Source organism: Nonomuraea sp. NPDC003707, from assembly GCF_053587055.1.
In genome coordinates this window covers 20,097-40,469 of record NZ_JBSFNK010000053.1, presented here as the reverse complement: position 1 = coordinate 40,469, position 20,373 = coordinate 20,097, and the positions used below count along the sequence as shown (strand labels likewise).

Genomic DNA, 20,373 nt, shown 5'->3' with positions numbered 1-20,373 from the left:
GAGGGTGGGTCGGCGAGCTCAGCTCACGGCCTCCGCGAGCAGGTGCTCGGCCAGCTCGGCAGGGGTCGGGTAGTCGTAGATCGCGTCGGCCGCCACCTCGATGCCGGTCAGCTCGACGAGCCTGTTGCGCAGCTCCACCGCGGCCATCGAGGAGAAGCCCAGCTCGAAGAACTCCGCGTCCCGCTCCACCGCGTCGGGCAGCGGCAGCTGCAGGATCGCGGCGGCCTGGCCGCGTACCACGTCGAGCACGATGCCGTGGTGCTCGTCGGCCGGGCTGTCGGACAGCAGGCGGCGGAAGGCGGCGATGCCGTCCACCATGTCGTCCGGCCCGTCCTGCCGGGCCGCCGCCTGCGGGATCTCCCCCAGCAGCCGGGCGGGCCCGGCCGCGGCGAGCGCGGCCCAGTCCGGGTCGGCGACGACGAGCGCCCTGTCCCCCTGGCGCAGGGCCTGGCGGACGGCGGAGACCGCGTCCGCGGGCTCCTTGAGACCCGCCGCGACGGCCAGCGCGGGCTGCCCGGACGCGAGCCGCTCGTCGGCGAGTGCGGTGAAGTACTCGTACGTGCCGGCGCCGTCCCCGCCCCAGGCGGCGTGCGCCGGGGCCAGCATGAGGAAGACGGGCACGTCCGCGGCGCGGGCGGGCTTGTCGAGCGCGTACGCCGCCTCGGCGGTCGTGCAGACGACGGCGGTCACCCGGCCCGCGGGCAGCCGCCCGCCGACGGCCCGGACCACCACGCCCGGCTCGCTTTCGAGCTCGGCGTGCGGCTGGGTCAGGACGACCTCGTCTGCGCCGTTGCGCGCGGCCCATCTGGCCAGCTCGGCGGCGGTCTCGTCGAGCGGACCGGCCACCAGGACCGTGCCGCCGGGACGCCATTCGCGGCCGGCCGGGGCGCCGCGCGGCGGTGCCGGGCGCAGCCTGCGGGCGAAGGCCCCGCCGGAGCGCACCGCCACCTCGTTCTCGCCGGTCCGCCCGGACAGCACCCCGCACAGCCGGCGCATGACCTGCTCGTCCAGCCGGTCCGGAAGGTCGATCAGCCCGCCGCGCCCCTGACCGGCCGTGGCCCGCAGGTCGCCCCAGTCGCGGGCGGCCTGCGGCCCGGCCAGCGGGTCGGACGGCGCCACCTGGATCGCTCCCCGCGTGAGGAACCAGACCGGCGCCGATCCCGCCGGAAGGTCCGGAGCGGTCGCGCCTTCCGGCAGCAGGCACACGACGCCCGCCACGCCGCCGTCGGTGTCCGGCATCGCGGTCAGCCGTACGGTGTCCGCGCCGTGCGCCGCGAGCCCGCCCACCAGCGCCTGGCCCGATGCGGTGCCGACCGGCGTCCCGTCCGGGCCGGCGCCGTCGGGCGCGACCACCAGCCAGGTGCCGCGGAGCGCGGGTGCGGGCAGATCCGTCAGGGGCTGCCAGCCGAGCTGGTAGCGCACGTCGGCGTGGTCGGCGCCGTCCTGGCCGCGCAATCTGGCCAGCGCGGGCAGCAGCTCGTCGAGCGTCGCCCCGCCCCGCAGGCCGAGCACCGCGAGCAGGCCGTCGCGGTCGCCCCGGGCGACGGCGTCCCACAACTCCTGGTCGGGCCCCGCGGCCTCCTCGTGCCGCGGCGCGTCCGGCCAGTAGCGCTGCCGCTGGAAGGGATAGGTCGGCAGCGGTACGGGCGTGCCCGTGCCGATCACCGCGCCCCAGTCGACGCCGACGCCGTTCGCGTGCGCCCGGGCCAGGGCCTCGACCAGCGTGGTGGCCTCGGCCCGGTCGCGGCGCAGCACCGGCGCGGCGACGCCGCTCCAGCCGTCCAGGCAGTCCTCGACCATGGCCGACAGCACGGCGTCCGGGCCGAGCTCCAGGAACGTGGACACGCCCTGGTCCCGCAGGGTCCGCACGCCGTCGCAGAAGCGCACGGCCTGCCGCAGGTGGCGGGCCCAGTACTCGGGCGAGGTCAGCTCGTCGGCGGTGGCGAGCTCGCCGGTGACGTTGGAGACGATGGGGATGGCCGGCGGCCGGAAGGCCAGCCCCCGCGCCACGCTCACGAACTCCTCCAGCGCGGGCTCCATCAGCGGCGAGTGGAACGCGTGGCTGACGGTCAGCCGCTTGGTCTTGCAGCCGCGCCGGGCCAGCCGTTCGGCCAGCTCCAGCACGCTCGTCTCGTCGCCGGACAGGACCAGGGACGCCGGCCCGTTGAGCGAGGCGATGCCGACGCGCTCCTCGTACCCGGCGAGCAGCGGCAGGACCTCCTCCTCGGTGGCGCCGCGCACCGAGACCATCGCGCCGCCGGGCGGCAGCGCCTGCATGAGCCTGCCCCTGGCGGCGACGAGCGTCACCGCGTCGTCCAGCGACAGCACGCCGGCGACGTGCGCGGCGGCGATCTCGCCGATGGAGTGGCCGGCCAGGTAGTCGGGCCGCACGCCCCACGCCTCCAGGACCCGGAACAGGGCGACCTCGACGGCGAACAGCGCCGCCTGGGTGTATCGCGTCTGCTTGAGCAGCTCGGCGTCGCCGGCGATGACCTCGCGCAGCGGCCGGTCGAGGTGCCGGTCGAACCTGTCGCAGACCGCGTCGAAGGCCTCGGCGTACTCGGGGTAGGCCGCGTACAGCTCCTCCCCCATGGCCGGGCGCTGGCTGCCCTGGCCGGTGAAGAGGTACGCCGTCCTGCCGCGGGCCGCCGATCCGGTGATCACGTTGTCTGCCGCGGTCCCCTCGATCGCCGCCTCCAGCCCGGCGGCGAGCTCATCACGGGTGGCGCCCAGGACGACCAGCCGCCGCTTGAACGAGGACCGCGTGGTGGCGAGCGACCAGGCCAGGTCCGCGGCCGGCCGGCCGGGCCGGGCCGCCAGGTGCTCGCGCAGCCGGCGGGCCTGGGCCTTCAGCGCGTCCTGCGTCTTGGCCGACAGCACCCAGGGGATCACCGGCCGCCCGGTCTCCGCAGGCGGCGCGGCGGGCTCCTCCTGGACCTGCTCCACGATGACGTGCGCGTTGGTGCCGCTGATGCCGAAGGACGAGACGCCCGCGCGGCGCGGCCTGCCGGTCTCCGGCCACGGGGTGGCCTCGGTGAGCAGCCTGACGGCGCCGGCGTCCCACGCGACGTGCGTCGTCGGCTCGTCCACGTGCAGGGTCTTCGGCAGCACGCCGTGCCGCATGGCCATCACCATCTTGATGACGCCCGCCACTCCGGCCGCGGCCTGGGTGTGGCCGAGGTTCGACTTCACCGAGCCCAGGTAGAGCGGCCGGTCCTGCGGCCGGTCCTGGCCGTAGGTGGCGACGATGGCCTGCGCCTCGATCGGGTCGCCGAGGGTGGTGCCGGTGCCGTGGCCCTCGACGGCGTCGACGTCGGCGGCGCCCAGCCCCGCGTCGCTCAGCGTCTGCTCGATGAGCCGCTGCTGGGATGGGCCGTTGGGCGCGGTGAGCCCGTAGCTGGCGCCGTCCTGGTTGATCGCGCTGCCGCGTACGACGGCCAGGATGGGGTGGCCGTTGCGGCGCGCGTCGGAGAGCCGCTCGACGAGCAGCATGCCCACGCCTTCCGCCCAGCCGGTGCCGTCGGCGGCCGCGGCGAACGACTTGCAGCGGCCGTTGGAGGCAAGGCCGCGCTGGCGGCTGAAGTCGACGAACACGGAGGGGGTGGACAGCACGGTGACGCCGCCGGCCAGGGCCAGCGAGCACTCACCGCGCCGCAGTGCCTGGATCGCCATGTGCAGCGCCACCAGCGAGGAGGAGCAGGCGGTGTCGAGGGTGACCGACGGGCCCTCGAACCCGAAGGTGTACGACACCCGCCCGGAGGCGACGCCGGCCGAAATGCCGGTGCCGACCAGGCCCTCGAGGTCGCTCGCCGGCTGCTGCAGGTGCATCCCGTAGTCGTGGTACATCAGGCCGACGTACACGCCGGTCTTGCTGCCGCGCAGCCCGGCCGGGTCGATGCCGGCGTGCTCCAGCGCCTCCCACGAGCTCTCCAGCAGCAGGCGCTGCTGGGGGTCCATGGCCACGGCCTCCCTGGGCGAGATGCTGAAGAACGCCGGGTCGAACGCGGTGGCGTCGTAGACGAAGCCGCCCTCGCGGGCGTACGTGGTGCCGGGGTGCTCGGGGTCCGGGTGGTAGAGCTCGTCCAGGTTCCAGTTGCGGTCGGAGGGGAACATCGACATCGCGTCGCCGCCCTCGGCCACCAGGTTCCACAGCTCGTCGGGGTTGGTGACGCCGCCGGGGAGCCGGCAGCTCATGCCGACGATGACGATCGGCTCCTCCTCACCGGCCCGGGTCGTGGCGGAGACGGCCGTCTGGGGGCCGTCGAGCAGGCGGCCCCGGAGATACTGGACCAGCTGGACGGGCGTCGGGTAGTCGAAGATCAGCGTGGCGGGCAGCCGCAGCCCGGTGGCCGCGTTCATCCTGTTGCGGAACTCGACGGCGGTCAGCGAGTCGAACCCGGCCTCGTTGAACGGGCGGTCCTGCTCCACGGCGCCGGCGTCGCGGTAGCCGAGCACGGTCGCCACCTGGCCGAGCACCAGGTCGAGCAGCACCCTGGCGTGCTCGGCCTCGGGCATGCGGGCCAGGCGCTCGCGCAGCTCCGACGCGGCGGCCGGGTCGTTGCCCACCACCCGCCGCTTGGAGGTGGGGACGAGCTCCTGAAGGATCGTGGGCAGCGCCCCGAACTGGGCCGCCATCCGCAGCGCGGCGAACTCCAGCCGGATCGGCACCAGCGCCGCCCGGTCCGCGGCGCAGGCCGCGTCCAGCAGCGCGAGCCCGTCGGCGGTGGACAGCGGCGCGACCCCGGTGCGGGCCAGCCGCGCCCGGTCGGTCTCGCTGAGAGTGCCGGTCAGCCCGCTGTCCTGCTCCCACAGGCCCCAGGCCAGGGACAGGGCGGGCAGGCCGAGCCGTCCGCGCCACTGCGCGAGGGCGTCCACGAACGCGTTGGCGGCCGCGTAGTTGCCCTGGCCGGGGCCGCCGAAGACGCCGGCGGCCGACGAGAACAGCACGAACGCGGTCAGCGGCAGGTCCTTGGTCAGCTCGTGCAGGTTCAGGACGGCGTCGGCCTTGGCCCGCAGCACGTTGTCGATCCGCTCGGGCGTCAGCGCGGCCAGGACGCCGTCGTCCAGCGCGCCGGCCGTGTGGACGACGCCGGTGAGCGGGTGCTCGTCCGGGATGGCGGCCAGCACGTCCGCCAGCGCCTGCCGGTCGGCGGCGTCGCAGGCGGTGACGGTCACGTCCGCGCCCAGCCCGGTCAGCTCGGTCATCAGGTCGGCCGCGCCGTCGGCGTTGGGGCCGCGCCGGCTGATCAGCACCAGCCGCCGGACCCCGTGCTCGGTCACCAGGTGACGGGCGACGATCCCGCCCAGGGTCCCGGTGCCGCCGGTGATCAGCACGGTCCCGTCGGGGGACCACGTGCCGTGGCCGGCGGGCTCCGCGGCGCGGTGCCGGGCCAGCCGCGGGACCAGGGCCTCGCCTTCGACCAGCGCGAGCTGGGGTTCGCCCGCGGCGAGGGCGGCGGGGACCGCCTGCCAGGACGCGTCCGTGCCGTCCACGTCGAGGAGGACGAACCGGCCGGGGTTCTCCGACTGGGCCGAGCGGATCAGCCCCCATACGGCGGCGCTCGGCAGGTCGTCGCCGGTGGCCCCCTGGGTGAGGACGACTAGGGGCACGTCGGCGTACCGCTCCTGTTCGAGCCAGGACTGGGCGGCGGCCAGCACCTCACCGGTCGCGGCGCGGGCGCCGGCGGCCGGGTCGTCGCCCGCGTACGGGGTGCAGACCAGGATCGCCAGGTCCGGCACGGGGCCGTCCGGGTCGAGGGCGTCCACCGGCAGGCCGAGCCGGGAGGCGTCGCCGCCGGCGAGCGCGTATCGGATGCCGTCCCGGGCGGGGGCGGGCTGCGCGGGCACCCATTCGAGGGCGAACAGCGCGTCCCGCAGCGGGTCCGCGGCGGCCTTGAGGTCGGCGGCGGCCATCGCGCGCACGACCAGCGAGTCCACGGAGGCGACGGGCGCGCCGGTGGCGTCGGCCACCTCGATGCGGACCGCGTTCGCTCCCGCGGGCGCCAGCCGGACCCGTAAGGTGGCCGCGCCGGTGGCGGCCAGCCGCACGCCGGTCCAGGCGAAGGGCAGGACGGGCCCGGCGCCGTCCTGGGCGGGGAAGAAGTCGCCCACGGCGAGCGGCTGGATGGCCGCGTCGAGCAGCGCCGGGTGCAGCCCGAATCCGGCCAGGTCCGCGGTGGCCTCCTCGGGCAGGGCGACCTCGGCGAACAGCTCCCGGTCGCGCCGCCAGACGGCCCGCAGGCCGCGGAAGGCCGCGCCGTAGCCGACGCCGATGCCCGCGAGCAGCTCGTAGACGTCGTCGGCGCCGACGGCGGTCGCGCCCGCGGGCGGCCACGACGGCTCGCCGAACGCCACGGCGCCGGTGTCCTTGGCGAGGAAGCCGGTGGCGTGCCTGGTCCAGGGCTCGTCGTCGAGCCGGGCGTGAATGGTCAGCGCCCGCCGGCCGTCCTCGTCGGGCGCCCCCACGGCCACCTGCACCTGGACGCCGCCGCGCTCGGGCAGGATCAGCGGGGCCTGCAGGGTCAGCTCTTCGAGCAGGTCGCAGCCGGCCTCGTCACCGGCCCTGACGGCCAGTTCCACGAACGCCGTGCCGGGCAGCAGCACCTGGCCGTTGACCTGGTGGTCGGCCAGCCACGGGTGGGTCTTCAGCGAGAGCCTGCCGGTCAGCAGCACGCCCTCGCCGTCCGCGAGCGACACCGCCGCCGCCAGCAGCGGGTGCCCGGCGGGGCCCATGCCGACCTGGGTGAGGTCGCCGTTGGACTGGACGGTCTTGGGCCAGTACGGCTCGCGCTCGAAGGCGTAGGTGGGCAGTTCGACCCGGTTCGGCCGGGCGGGCTCGTACACACCGGCCCAGTCGATCTCCACGCCGCGTACCCACAGCTCGGCGGCGCTCGTCCACAGCCTGCGCAGGCCGCCGTCGTCGCGGCGCAGCGTGCCGCAGGCCACCACGTCCTCGACCGTCTCCTGCACCGCCATCGTCAACACCGGATGGGCACTGACCTCAACGAACACCCCATGCCCCTGCTCGGCCAGCGCCCGCACCGACGGCTCCAACCACACCGTCCGCCGCAGATTCTCGTACCAGTACGCGGCATCCACCTCGGTCCCGCTCAGCCAGCACTGCCGCACGGTCGAATACCACGGCACCTCGCTCGTTTGCGGGGTTACCGGGGCCAGCAGCCTCGCCAGCTCCTCTTCGATCGCCGCGACATGCGCCGAATGCGAGGCGTAGTCCACCTCGATCCGCCGCGCCCGCACCCCCTGGGCCTCATAGCCGGCGATCAATTCGTCAATGGCGTCCGCGTCACCTGACACCACCGTCGAGGCAGGCCCGTTCACGGCCGCGATCGAGATCCGGTCGTCCACCGCCACCTCCGAAGCGGGCAGCGGGATCGACGCCATGCCGCCCCGACCAGCCAGCGCCACGATCGCCTGGCTCCGCAACGCGACCACCCGGGCGCCATCCTCAAGCGACAACGCACCCGCCACGACTGCGGCGGCAATCTCACCTTGGGAGTGACCGACCACGGCGGCCGGGACCACTCCGAGCGAGCGCCACACCTCGGCCAGGGACACCATCACGGCCCAGAGCACCGGCTGCACCACATCGACCCGGTCCAGGCCCTCCCCGCTACGCAACACCTCTGTGAGGGACCAGTCCACGAACTCCGACAGCGCCGCCTCACACTCCGCCATCCGCGCCGCGAACACCGGCGAGTCATCCAGCAACTCGACGCCCATGCCGAGCCACTGCGACCCCTGACCGGGAAAGACGAACACCGTCTTGCCGCACGGCCCGGCCACACCCCGCACCGCACCCTCGTCCAGACCGGCCAGCAGCTCCTCCCGATCCGCGCCGATCACCACCGCACGGTGGTCGAACGCCGAGCGGCCGAGCAACGACCAGCCGACGTCCACCGCACCCTGCTCGGAATGCGACCGGGTCCACGAGGCCAGCCGTCCGGCCTGCCGCTCCAGCGCCTCGCCCGTCCTGGCCGAGAGCGTCCACGGCACGACGGGCAGCTCCCCGCCGGGCTCCGCCGGGGTCTCGGCGGGCGCCTCCTCCAGCACCACGTGCGCGTTCGTGCCGCTCATGCCGAACGACGACACGCCGGCCCGGCGCGGCTCGCCGCCCGCGGGCCAGGGGCGGGCCTCGGTGAGCAGCTCGACCGCGCCCGCCGACCAGTCGATGTGCGGCGAACGCTCCTCGGCGTGCAGCGTCGCGGGCAGGACGCCGTTGCGCATCGCCATGACCATCTTGATGACGCCCGCCGCGCCGGCGGCCGCCTGGGCGTGGCCGATGTTCGACTTGACCGACCCCAGCCACAGCGGCTGGTCCCGGTCCTGGCCATAGGTCGCGAGCAGTGCCTGGGCCTCGATCGGATCCCCCAGCGGGGTCCCCGTGCCGTGCGCCTCGACCGCGTCGACCTGGACGGGCGCGAGCCTGGCGTCGGCGAGCGCCTGGCGGATCACCCGCTGCTGGGAAGGGCCGTTCGGCGCCGTCAGGCCGTTGCTGGCGCCGTCCTGGTTGACCGCCGAGCCGCGGATGACCGCCAGCACCGGGTGGCCGTTGCGGCGGGCGTCCGACAGCCGCTCGACCAGGAGGATGCCGACTCCCTCGGCGAGCCCCATGCCGTCCGCCTCGGCGGAGAACGCCTTGGAGCGGCCGTCCCTGGCCAGCCCGCGTACCCGGCTGAAGCCGATGAAGGTGCCCGGCGTGGACAGGACGGTCACGGCCCCGGCCAGCGCCAGCGAGCAGTCCCCGTTGCGCAGCGCCCGTACCGCGAGGTGCAGCGCCACCAGGGATGAGGAGCAGGCCGTGTCGATCGTGACGGCCGGTCCCTCCAGGCCCAGGGTGTAGGAGACGCGGCCCGACACCACGCTCGGGGCGACGCCGGTCATCAGGTAGCCCTGCAGCTCCGGCGGCGCCTGCATCATCATCGTGAGGAATTCGGGGCTGTTGGCGCCCACGAACACGCCGGTCCGGCTGCCGCGCAGCGCGTCCGGGTCGATGCCGGCCCGCTCGATCGCCTCCCACGAGGTTTCGAGCAGCAGCCGCTGCTGCGGGTCCATGGCCACGGCCTCGCGCGGCGAGACGCCGAAGAACGCGGCGTCGAAGGCGGTGGCGTCCCGCATGAAGCCGCCGTCCCGGACGTACGAGGTGCCGACCGCGTCGGGATCGGGGTTGTACATCGACTCCAGGTCCCAGCCGCGGTCGTCCGGCATCCCGGAGATGGCGTCGGTACGGCCGGACACGACCCGCCACAGGTCCTCGGGGCTCGCGATGTCGCCGGGGTAGCGGCAGCCGATGCCGATGATGGCGATGGGCTCGTGGTCCTTGTCCTCGGCCGCCTGCAGCCGCTTCTTGCTGTCGTGGAGCTCGGTCGTCACGCGCTTGAGGTATTCGACGAGCTGCTCTTCTGTCGCCATGTGTGCTGCCTTCCTAGCCTTCGGTGACGCCTGCTCAGGAGAGTCCGAACTCGCTGTCGATGAAACTGATGATCTCGTCGGCCGTGGCCGAGCTGAGCTGATCGGCCACGTCCTCGACGGTGGCTCCGGATTCTTGGTGCCGTTCCTTCCAGGAGAAGACCAGCTGTTCGAGCCGGGCGGTGATCTCCCCGGCGGTGGCGCATTCGGCCGCCATGACGGCCAGCCTGGCCTCGATCCGGTCGAGCTCGGCCAGGACCTGCTGTTCGGCGCTGTGCGCGGGCGGCGCCAGCTCCTCCAGCAGGTGCCCGGCCAGCGCGGCGGCGTTGGGGTAGTCGAAGATCAGGGAGACGGGCAGCCGCAGTCCCGTGACCGCTTTGAGCCGGTTGCGCAGCTCCACGGCGGTCAGCGAGTCGAAGCCGAGGTCCTTGAACGCCCGTCCCGGTTCGACGGACTCCGGCCCGGCGAAGCCGAGCACGGCGGCCACGTGGCCGCGTACCAGGTCGAGGAGCATCGGAGCCCGCTCCGCCTCCGGCAGGGCGGCCAGCCGGTCGGTGAGCGACTCGCCCATGGGCGTCTCCGCCGCGAGCACGCGGCGCGTGGAGATGCGTACCAGGCCGCGGAAGAGCGGGTGGCCGAACCCCTTGGCCGCGCCCGCGCGCAGCGTGGCGAGATCCAGGTGGATCGGCACGAGCGCCGCCTCGTCCACGCTCAGCGCCCGGTCGAACAGGCCGAGGCCCTCGTCGAGGTCGAGCGCGCCCATGCCGGACCGGCTCAGCCTGCTCAGGTCCGCCTCGTCCAGGTGGCCGGTCATGCCGCTGCCGCTCTGCGGCGACCACAGGCCCCAGGCCAGGGAGGTGGCCGCCAGCCCGCGGGCTCGGCGGTGCTGGGCGAGCGCGTCCAGGAACGTGTTCGCCGCGGCGTAGTTGCCCTGGCCGGGGCTGCCGAGGATGCCCGCGGCGCCCGAATACAGGATGAACTGCGCCAGGTCGAGATCGGTGGTCAGCTCGTGCAGGTTGGCGGCAGCGGTCACCTTCGGGCGCATGACGGCCTCGACGCGTTCCGGGGTGAGCGAGGAGATCATCCCGTCGTCGAGCACGCCCGCCGTGCTGACGACCCCGGTCAGCGGGTGCTCGGCGGGGATGCTCGCGAGCAGCGCGGTGAGGGCGTCGCGGTCGGCGGCGTCGCAGGCGGCGACCGTCACGGTGGCGCCGAGCCCGGTCAGCTCCGCCTCCAGCGCCGCCGCGCCGTCGGCGGCGGGGCCGCGCCGGCTGGCCAGGACCAGGTGCCGCACGCCGTGCTCGGTGACCAGGCGTCTGGCGGCGAGGGCGCCGAGCGCGCCGGTGCCGCCGGTGACGAGCACGGTGCCCTCGGGGTCGAGGGCGGGCGGTGCCGTCAGGACGACCTTGCCGATGTGGCGGGCCTGGGCGACGTACCGGAACGCGTCGGGGGCGCGGCGGACGTCCCACGTGCTGATCGGCGGGAGCCGGAGCGCGCCGCGCGCGAACAGGGCGGCGATCTCGGCCAGGATCTCGCCGGTGCGCGCCGGGCCGAGCAGGGTGAGGTCGAAGTTCTGGTAGCGGACCGAGGGCAGCTCGGCCGGGTCCCGTACGTCCGTCTTGCCCATCTCGATGAAGCGCCCGCCCGGTCGCAGCAGGCCCAGCGAGGCGTCCACGAACTCGCCCGCGAGGGAGTTGAGCACGACGTCCACGCCCGCGGCGAAGGTCCGCGCGAACTCCAGCGTCCGGGACGAGGCGATGCGCTCGGCGGGAACGCCCAGCTCGCGTACCGCGTCCCATTTGCTCTCGCTGGCGGTGCCGTAGACCTCGGCGCCCAGGTGGTGCGCGAGCTGCACGGCGGCCGTGCCCACGCCGCCCGCGGCGGCGTGCACGAGCAGCGCCTCGCCTGCCTGGAGCCCGGCCAGGTCCACCAGGGCGTGGTAGGCGGTGACGAAGGCGATCGGCACGGACGCCGCCTGGACGAACGTCCAGTCGTCCGGGATGCGGGCGAGCAGCCGGTGGTCGGTGACCGCCTCCCGGGCGAAGCCGTCGACGATGCCCATCACCCGGTCGCCGGGCGCGAGCGTGGTGACGTCGTCGGCGACCTCGATGACGACGCCGGCGCCCTCGCCGCCCATGGGCGCGTCTCCCGGGTACATGTCCAGGGCGATCAGCACGTCGCGGAAGTTCAGGCCCATGGCCTTGGTGCCGATGCGGACCTCGCCGGGAGCGAGCGGCGCCGACGGGGTGGGGAGCAGCGCGAGGTCGTCGAGCGTGCCGCGGGCGGTGACGTCCAGCCGCCAGTTCGCGGCATCGGCCGGCGGGGTCAGCGCGCCGTCGGCTCCGGGCCGGGCCAGGCGGGGCGCGTACGCCGTCCCGTTCCTGATCGCGAGCTGCGCCTCGCCTGTCGCGAGCGCGGCGGGCAGCGCCCGACAGGAGTCCGCGTCACGGTCGAGGTCGAGGACGACGACCCGTTCGGGGCTCTCCGACTGCGCGGACCTGACGAGGCCCCAGACCCCGGCGTTGACCAGGTCCGGCACCTCCTCTTCCGCCGTGGTCGCGACCGCGCCCCGGGTGAGGAGGACGAGCTTGGAGGCGGGGAAGCCCTCCTCGGCCAGCCAGGTCTGCAGCAGCTCCAGCACCTGGCAGGTCCGGTCGGCGACCGCCGCGGCCAGATCGGGCTCCGGTTCGCCGTCCAGCGGGACGACCACCCATTCGGGCACCGATCCGGTGGCCACGAGTTCGGCCAGGCCGGCGTGCGCGGCCGCGTCGATCCTGGCGGCCGCCAGGTCGGACGGGTCGCCGATGACCGCCCATCGCTGCTCGCCCGCGGGTTCGCCGGCGGGCACCGGCGCCCATTCGAGCGTGTAGAGCGAGTCCTCTCCGGTGGCGCGCTGCTCGGCGCCGAGGTCGGCGGGAAGCGGGCGCAGGATCAGCGAGTCCACGTGCGCGACGGGCACGCCGGTCGTGTCGGTGACGGCGAGCGTCACGTCGTCGGTGCCGCGGGGGGTGAGCCGGACGCGGATCGAGGTCGCGCCGGTCGCGTGCAGCCGTACGCCGGTCCAGGCGAACGGCATCCGCGGCCCGTCCTCGGCGGTGGCCGCGTTGAGCGCGACGCTGTGCAGCGCGGCGTCGAGCAGCGCCGGGTGCAGCCCGAATCCGCCGGTCTCGGTCCCTTCCGGCAGCGCCACCTCGGCGAACAGCTCCTGGTCGCGCCGCCAGGCCGCCTTCAGGCCCTGGAACGTGGGTCCGTAGCCCAGGCCGACCGCGCCGAGCCAGTCGTACAGGCCGGTCATCGGGAGCGGCTGCGCGCCCTCGGGCGGCCAGGCGGCCGTCTCCTGGGCGGGCGGCGCGGCGGCCTCCGGCGCGAGCACGCCGGTGGCGTGGCAGGTCCACGGGTCGTCGGCGGCTCCGCCGTCGGGCCGGGTGTGGACGGTGAGCTGCCGCCGCCCGTCCTCGTAGGGGGCGCCGACGGCCAGCTGGAGCTGGATCGCGCCGCGTTCCGGCACGATGAGCGGGGCCTGCAGAGTCAGCTCTTCGAGCAGGTCGCAGCCGACCTCGTCGCCGGCCCTGACGGCCAGCTCCACGAACGCCGTGCCGGGCAGCAGCACCTGGCCGTTGACCTGGTGGTCGGCCAGCCACGGGTGGGTCTTCAGCGAGAGCCTGCCGGTCAGCAGCACGCCGTCGGAGTCGGCCAGCGAGACGGCGGCGGCCAGGAGGGGATGCCCGGCCGCCCCGAGCCCGGCGGCTCCGACGTCACCAGCGCTCGCGGTGCGCTCCTCCAGCCAGAAGTGCTGGTGCTGGAAGGCGTAGGTGGGCAGGTCGACCATCCGGGGGGCGGCGGGGTCCAGGGCCTGGGCCCAATCGACGTTCACTCCGCGTACCCACAGCTCGGCGGCGCTCGTCCACAGCCTGCGCAGACCGCCGTCGTCGCGGCGCAGCGTGCCACAGGCCACCACGTCCTCGACCGTCTCCTGCACCGCCATCATCAGCACCGGGTGAGCGCTGACCTCAACGAACACCCCATGCCCCTGCTCGGCCAGCGCCCGCACCGACGGCTCCAACCACACCGTCCGCCGCAGATTCTCGTACCAGTACGCGGCATCCACCTCGGTCCCGCTCAGCCAGCACTGCCGCACGGTCGAATACCACGGCACCTCGCTCGTTTGCGGGGTTACCGGGGCCAGCAGCCTCGCCAGCTCCTCTTCGATCGCCGCGACATGCGCCGAATGCGAGGCGTAGTCCACCTCGATCCGCCGCGCCCGCACCGCGTCGTGCCGAGCCAGGAATTCCTCAATGGCATCCGCATCGCCTGACACCACCGTCGAAGAAGGTCCGTTCACGGCCGCGATGGAGATCCGGTCGTCCACCGCCACCTCCGAAGCGGGCAGCGGGATCGACGCCATACCGCCCCGACCGGCCAGCGCCACGATCGCCTGACTCCGCAACGCCACCACCCGGGCGCCGTCCTCAAGCGACAACGCACCCGCCACCACGGCGGCGGCGATCTCACCCTGGGAATGGCCCACCACTGCGGCCGGGACCACTCCGAGCGAGCGCCACACCTCGGCCAGGGACACCATCACGGCCCAGAGCACCGGCTGCACCACATCGACCCGGTCCAGGCCCTCCCCGCTACGCAACACATCTGTGAGGGACCAGTCCACGAACTCCGACAGCGCCGCCTCACACTCCGCCATCCGCGCCGCGAACACCGGCGAGTCATCCAGCAACTCGACGCCCATACCGAGCCACTGCGACCCCTGACCAGGAAAGACGAACACCGTCTTGCCGCACGGCCCGGCCACACCCCGCACTGCACCCTCGTCCAGACCGGCCAGCAGCTCCTCCCGATCCGCGCCGATCACCACCGCACGGTGGTCGAACGCCGACCGTGAGGCCACCAGCGAATGCGCCACATCCACCGGCCGGACCCCGGCCACCGCATCGGCCAACCGGCCCGTCTGAGCCCGCAACGCCTCCGCGCTGCGACCCGACAGCACCCACGGCACCACCGGCGGCTCGTCGACGGGCTCGGGCTCCTCGTCCGTGCCCGGCACCTGCTCGATGATCACGTGGGCGTTGGTGCCGCTGATGCCGAAGGAGGAGACGGCGGCGCGGCGCGGATGATCCTGCACGTCCCACGGCCGGGCCTCGGTGAGCAGCTCGACGGCCCCGGCCGACCAGTCCACGTGCGGCGACGGCTCGTCCACGTGCAGCGTCTGCGGCAGCAGGCCGTGCCGCATGGCCATGACCATCTTGATGACCCCGGCGACACCGGCGGCGGCCTGGGTGTGGCCGATGTTCGACTTGACCGAGCCGAGCCACAGCGGCTGGTCCCGGTCCTGGCCATAGGTGGCGATCAGCGCCTGGGCCTCGATCGGGTCGCCCAGCGTCGTGCCCGTCCCGTGCGCCTCGACCACGTCCACTTCGGCGCCCGACAGCCCGGCGTTGGCCAGGGCCTGCCGGATCACCCGCTGCTGAGAAGGACCGTTCGGAGCCGTGATCCCGTTGCTCGCACCGTCCTGGTTGATCGCCGAACCCTTGAGGACCGCCAGCACCTGATGCCCATTGCGCTGAGCGTCCGACAGCCGCTCCACCAGCAGCATGCCGACGCCCTCCGACAGCGCGAACCCGTCCGCCGCGCCGGCGAAGGGCTTGCACCTGCCGTCCCGGGCGAGCGCGCCCTGGAGGCTGAAGCCGATGAAGCCGAGCGGGGTGCACATCACCGTGACACCGCCGGCCAGGGCCAGGTCACAGTCGCCGTTCCGCAGCGCCTGCGCCGCCAGGTGCAGCGCCACCAGCGACGACGAGCACGCCGTGTCCACCGTGACCGCGGGCCCTTCGAGCCCCAGCGCGTACGCGACCCGGCCGGACGCGATGCTGCTCAGCGTGCCCGTGACCAGGTGCCCCACGGATTCCAGCGGGACCTGGTCGGAGTGGCGGCCGTACTCCTCGTAGGCCGCGCCGACGAAGACGCCGGTACGGGTGCCGCGCAGCGAGCCGGGCTCGATCCGGCCGTGCTCGATCGCCTCCCACGAGGCTTCGAGCAGGACCCGCTGCTGCGGATCCATGGCCAGGGCCTCGCGCGGGCTGATGCCGAAGAACTCGGGGTCGAACTCGGCCGCGTCACGCAGGAAGCCGCCGTCCCGTACGTACGAGGCGAGCTGGGCTTCGGGGTCCGGGTCGTAGATCCCTTCGACGTCCCAGCCGCGATCGTCCGGGAGGGCCGAGATCGCGTCCCCGCCCTCGGCGACCAGCCGCCAGAGGTCGTCGGCGTTGGTCACGCCGCCGGGCATCCGGCAGCTCATCCCGACGATCACGATCGGGTCGTCGGAGACCGGCCCGCGGCTCTCGCCGGTGGGCCCGGCCTCCGTCCGGGTGCCCAGGACCTCGCCGCGGACCAGGCCCGCGAGCGCCTTGACGTTCGGGTAGTCGAAGACCACGGTCGCCGGGAGCCGCACGCCCAGCGCGGCGTTGAGCCTGCCGCGCAGCTCGACCGCGGTGACCGAGTCGAAGCCGAGGTCTCGGAAGGCCCGGTCCACCTCCACCTCGCCGGGGGCGTACCCGAGCACGGCGGCCACCTGCTCGCGCACCTGCGCGACCAGCAGCCGGTCCTGCTCGTCCTCGCTCAGCGGGAGGAGCTTCGCGCGCAGCTCGGAGGACTCGGAGTCGGCTACCGCCTCCTTCTGGAACACCGCCACGGCCTCGGGGACGCCGTCGAGAAGGGGCCGCCGCCGGGCGGCGGTGAAGATGGGGAAGAACCGTTCCCAGTCGACGTCGGCGACGACCAGGTTGGTCTCGCCGTCGTCCAAGGCCTGCCGCAGGGCGTCGATGGCCAGGCCGGCGTCCATGTAGCGGACGCCGGTCCTGCGGGCGTCCCCCTCGTCGAGGAGCGTGGTCATGCCGCCGCCCGCGGCGTCCCAGAAGCCCCAGGCGACGGCCGTGGCGGCGAGGCCGCGGGCGCGGCGGTGCGCGGCCAGCGCGTCGAGGTAGGCGTTGCCGGCGGCGTACGCGCCGTTCAGGGCGCCGCCCCAGACACCGGCGCCGGACGAGAACAGCACGAACGCGTCGAGCGACCCGTCGAAGGCCGCGTCCAGGTTGGCGGCTCCGACGATCTTGGCTTGGGTGGCCTCGGCCAGCTCGTCCCGTCCGAGCCGGGTGAGGGGCTGCATGTGGGGCACGCCCGCGGTGTGGAAGACCGATCGGACGGGGGCGTCCGCCTCGATCTCGCGGACCAGGGCCGCGAGCGCGTCGCGGTCGGCCACGTCGCACTTGGACACCGTCACCCGCGCGCCGAGCTCCTGGAGTTCGGCCACGAGCGTGGCGGCGCCGGGGGCGTCGGCGCCGCGCCGGCTGGTGAGCACGAGGTGCTCGGCGCCGTCGCGGGCCAGCCACCGCGCGACGTTCGCGCCCAGGCCGCCGGTGCCGCCGGTGATCAGTACGGTGCCGCGGGCCCGCCAGTGCTCGGCCGAGTCGGTCCGCGCCCTTGGCGCCCTGGACAGGCGGCGGGCGAAGATCCCCGAGGCGCGGATGGCAAGCTGGTCCTCTTCCCCGATCCCGGCGAGCACGGTGACCAGGCGGGTCAGGACGCGCTGGTCGAGCGTCTCCGGCAGGTCGACGAGACCTCCCCAACGGGCGGGGTGCTCCAGGCCGAAGACCCGGCCGAGCCCGGAGACCGCGGCCTGCTCCGGGTCGCGGACCGGGTCGGCCCGGCTGACGCTCTCGGCGCCGTCGGTGGCGATCCAGAGCGGCGCCGCCACGCCGGCGTCGTCCATGGCCTGGATCAGCGTGACCGTCCGGGCCAGGTCGCAGTGAAGGGCGAGCACGCCGGCCGGCGCCTCGTCCCCGCCCAGCAGCGCGGCGAGGTCGTCCCTTCCGGAGTCGCCGGTGACCTCCAGGAGCTCGTACCGGGCTCCGTGCCGTTCGAGCGCCCCGGCGACGGAGGCCGCCGCGTCGCCGCCGGCCCGGTCCGCCGGGACGACGACGCGCCAGGTGCCCGACAGCGCGGGCGGCTTCCCGCCGGATGTGCCGACGGGCGTCCAGGTGACGCGGTACCGCCAGGAGTCGAGCACGTCCTGGTCGCGGCGCCGGCGCCGCCAGGACGACAGCGCCGGCAGGATGGCCGCCAGCGGGGAGCCGTCTTCGATGCCGAGGGTGGCGGCGAGCGCGGCCACGTCCTCGCGTTCGACCGCGGCCCAGAACTCGGGGTCGACGGAGCCGTCGGGCGCCTGCTCGGCCGGGGTCGCGCCGGGCATGAACCAGAAGCGCTTGCGCTGGAAGGCGTACGTGGGCAGGTCGACGCGCTGGGGGACGGCGTCGGCGAAGTACGCGTCCCAGTCGACGGCGACGCCCCGGCAGTGCAGCCGGCCGACGGCCTCGACGAAGGCGCGGGCCTCGTCGCGGTCCTTGCGCGTGGCGCTGACGAAGAACGCGGCGTCGTCGCCGTCGAGCGTCTGCCTGGCCAGGCTGGTCAGCACCCCGTCCGGGCCGACCTCCACGAACACGGTGGCGCCGCCGGCCCTGGCGGTGGTGACGGCGTCACCGAAGCGCACCGCCCGGCGGACGTGGTCCACCCAGTAGCCGGGGTCGGTGAGCTGCCCGGGCTGCGCCTTCTGCCCGGTCACGTCGGAGATGATCGGAATGGCGGGCTCGCCGTACGTCAGGGACTCCGCGACCTGCCGGAACTCCTCCAGCATCGGCTCGACGAGCGGCGAGTGGAACGCGTGGGAGACGCGCAGCCGGCGGGTGCGTACCTGCCCTGCCTCGAGTGCCTGCGCGATCTCGTCGATGTCGCCGGCGGCGCCGGAGACGACGACCGCGCCCGGCGCGTTGACCGCGGCGATCCCGGCCCGGTCCGCGCGGCCGGCCAGCAGCGGGAGGACCTGCTCCTCCGGGGCGGCGACGGCCAGCATGGCGCCGCCCGCGGGCAGCGCCTGCATCAGCCGGGCCCGCGCGGCGACCAGCGCGCAGGCGTCGCCGATCGAGAGCACCCCCGCGACGTGGGCGGCGGCGAGCTCGCCGACCGAGTGCCCGGCAAGCACGTCGGCCTCGATGCCCAGCGAGGTCAGCAGCCGGTACAGGGCGACCTCGAAGGCGAACAGGGCGGGCTGGGTCATGCCCGTCTCGTCCAGCACCCCGTCGGGGTCGGTGAACATGACGTCTCTGATGGGGTGCGGCAGCAGCGGGTCCAGCACCTTGCAGACGTCTTCGAGCGCGGCGGCGAACACCGGGAACGCCTGGGCGAGCGCGGCGCCCATGCCCACCCGCTGGCTGCCCTGGCCGGCGAACAGGAAGGCGATCCTGCCTCCCGCCCCGGAACCCGTGACGGCGGTGGCGCCGTCGGCGAGCGACCGGAGACCGGCCAGGAGCTCGTCCCGGGTCTCCCCCACGATCACGGCGCGCTGGTCGAGCGCCGCCCGGCCGGTCGCGAGCGACCAGCCGACGTCCTCGACGCGCAGGTCCGGCCGCGTGGCCGCCCACGTACTGAGCCGGTCGGCCTGCGCGGCCAGCGCCTGCGCGTCCCTGGCGGAGACCGTCCAGGGCACCAGCGGCAGGTTCAGCCCAGCCTGCTCGGCGGTGTCGTCCTGCTCGGCCGGCGTCTCTTCGAGGATCAGGTGGGCGTTGGTGCCGCTGAAGCCGAAGGCCGAGACGGCGGCGCGGCGGGGCGCCTCGCCGGACTCCCACGGCCGGGGCTGGGTGAGCAGCTCGACGGCGCCGGCCGACCAGTCCACGTGCGTGGACGGCTCGTCCACGTGCAGGGTGCGCGGCAGCGTCTCGTTGCGCAGCGCCATCACCATCTTGATCACGCCGCCGACGCCGGCGGCGGCCTGGGCGTGGCCGATGTTCGACTTCAGCGAGCCCAGCCACAGAGGCTGGTCCCGGTCCTGCCCGTACGCGGTGATGAGCGCCTGGGCCTCGATCGGGTCGCCCAGGGTGGTGCCGGTGCCGTGCCCCTCCACCGCGTCCACCTGCGAGGGCGACAGGCCCGCGTCGGCCAGCGCCTCCCTGATCACGCGGATCTGGGAGGGGCCGTTCGGCGCGGACAGCCCGTTGCTGGCGCCGTCCTGGTTGACCGCGCTGCCGCGGATGACCGCGAGGACGTGGTGCCCGTTCTCCCGGGCGTCCGACAGGCGTTCGAGGAGCAGCACCCCCACGCCCTCGCTCCAGCCGGTGCCGTTCGCCGCGTCGGCGAAGGACTTGCAGCGGCCGTCGGCCGACAGGCCCCGTTGCTGGGAGAACTCGATGAAGGTGTTCGGGGTCGCCATCACCGTCACGCCGCCGGCCAGCGCCAGCGAGCACTCGCCGCGCCGCAGCGCCTGCGCCGCCAGGTGCAGCGCCACCAGCGACGACGAGCAGGCCGTGTCGACCGAGATCGCCGGGCCCTCGAGGCCCAGCGCGTACGCCACCCGGCCGGAGACCACGCTGCCGAGCGCCTCGGCGCGGAAGTAGTCGTGGTACATGACGCCGGCGTAGACGCCGGTCCGGCTGCCGCGCACGGAGTTCGCGTCGATGCCGGCGCGCTCGAACGCCTCCCAGCACGACTCCAGGAACATCCGCTGCTGCGGGTCGGTCCCGAACGCCTCACGTGGCGAGATCGCGAAGAAGCCGGCGTCGAAGTCGGCCGCGTCGTAGACGAAGCCGCCCGTCCGGGCCGTGGTCGTGCCCGGGTTGTCCGGGTCGGGGTGGTAGAGGTTCTCGTCCCAGCCGCGGTCGGTGGGGAACTCGGAGATCGCGTCGACGCCGTCGGCGACGAGCCGCCACAGCTCCTCGGGCGAGGTGACCCCGCCCGGGTAGCGGCAGGCCATGCCGACGATCGCGATCGGCTCGTGCTCCCGGCCCTGGATCTCCCGCAGTTGCTGCCTGGTTTGGTGCAGGTCGGCCGTGACCCGCTTCAGGTAGCCCCGGAGCTTGTCTTCGTTTGCCATCGAACGTAGCCCTTCTGAGC

The 20,373-nt window shown here is 74.5% G+C and carries 2 protein-coding genes; both read right to left on the bottom strand.

All coding sequences use genetic code 11. The features are described from left to right. Positions 1-18: 18 nt before the first annotated feature. Positions 19-9,429, bottom strand: a complete 9,411-nt coding sequence (locus ACWDRB_RS60980; protein WP_449910903.1) for an SDR family NAD(P)-dependent oxidoreductase — start codon at positions 9,427-9,429, stop codon at positions 19-21. A gap of 34 nt (positions 9,430-9,463) precedes the next feature. Continuing rightward, entirely contained in the window at positions 9,464-20,353 is a 10,890-nt protein-coding gene (locus ACWDRB_RS60975; RefSeq protein WP_449910901.1) for a type I polyketide synthase, read from the bottom strand. Positions 20,354-20,373: the final 20 nt, after the last annotated feature.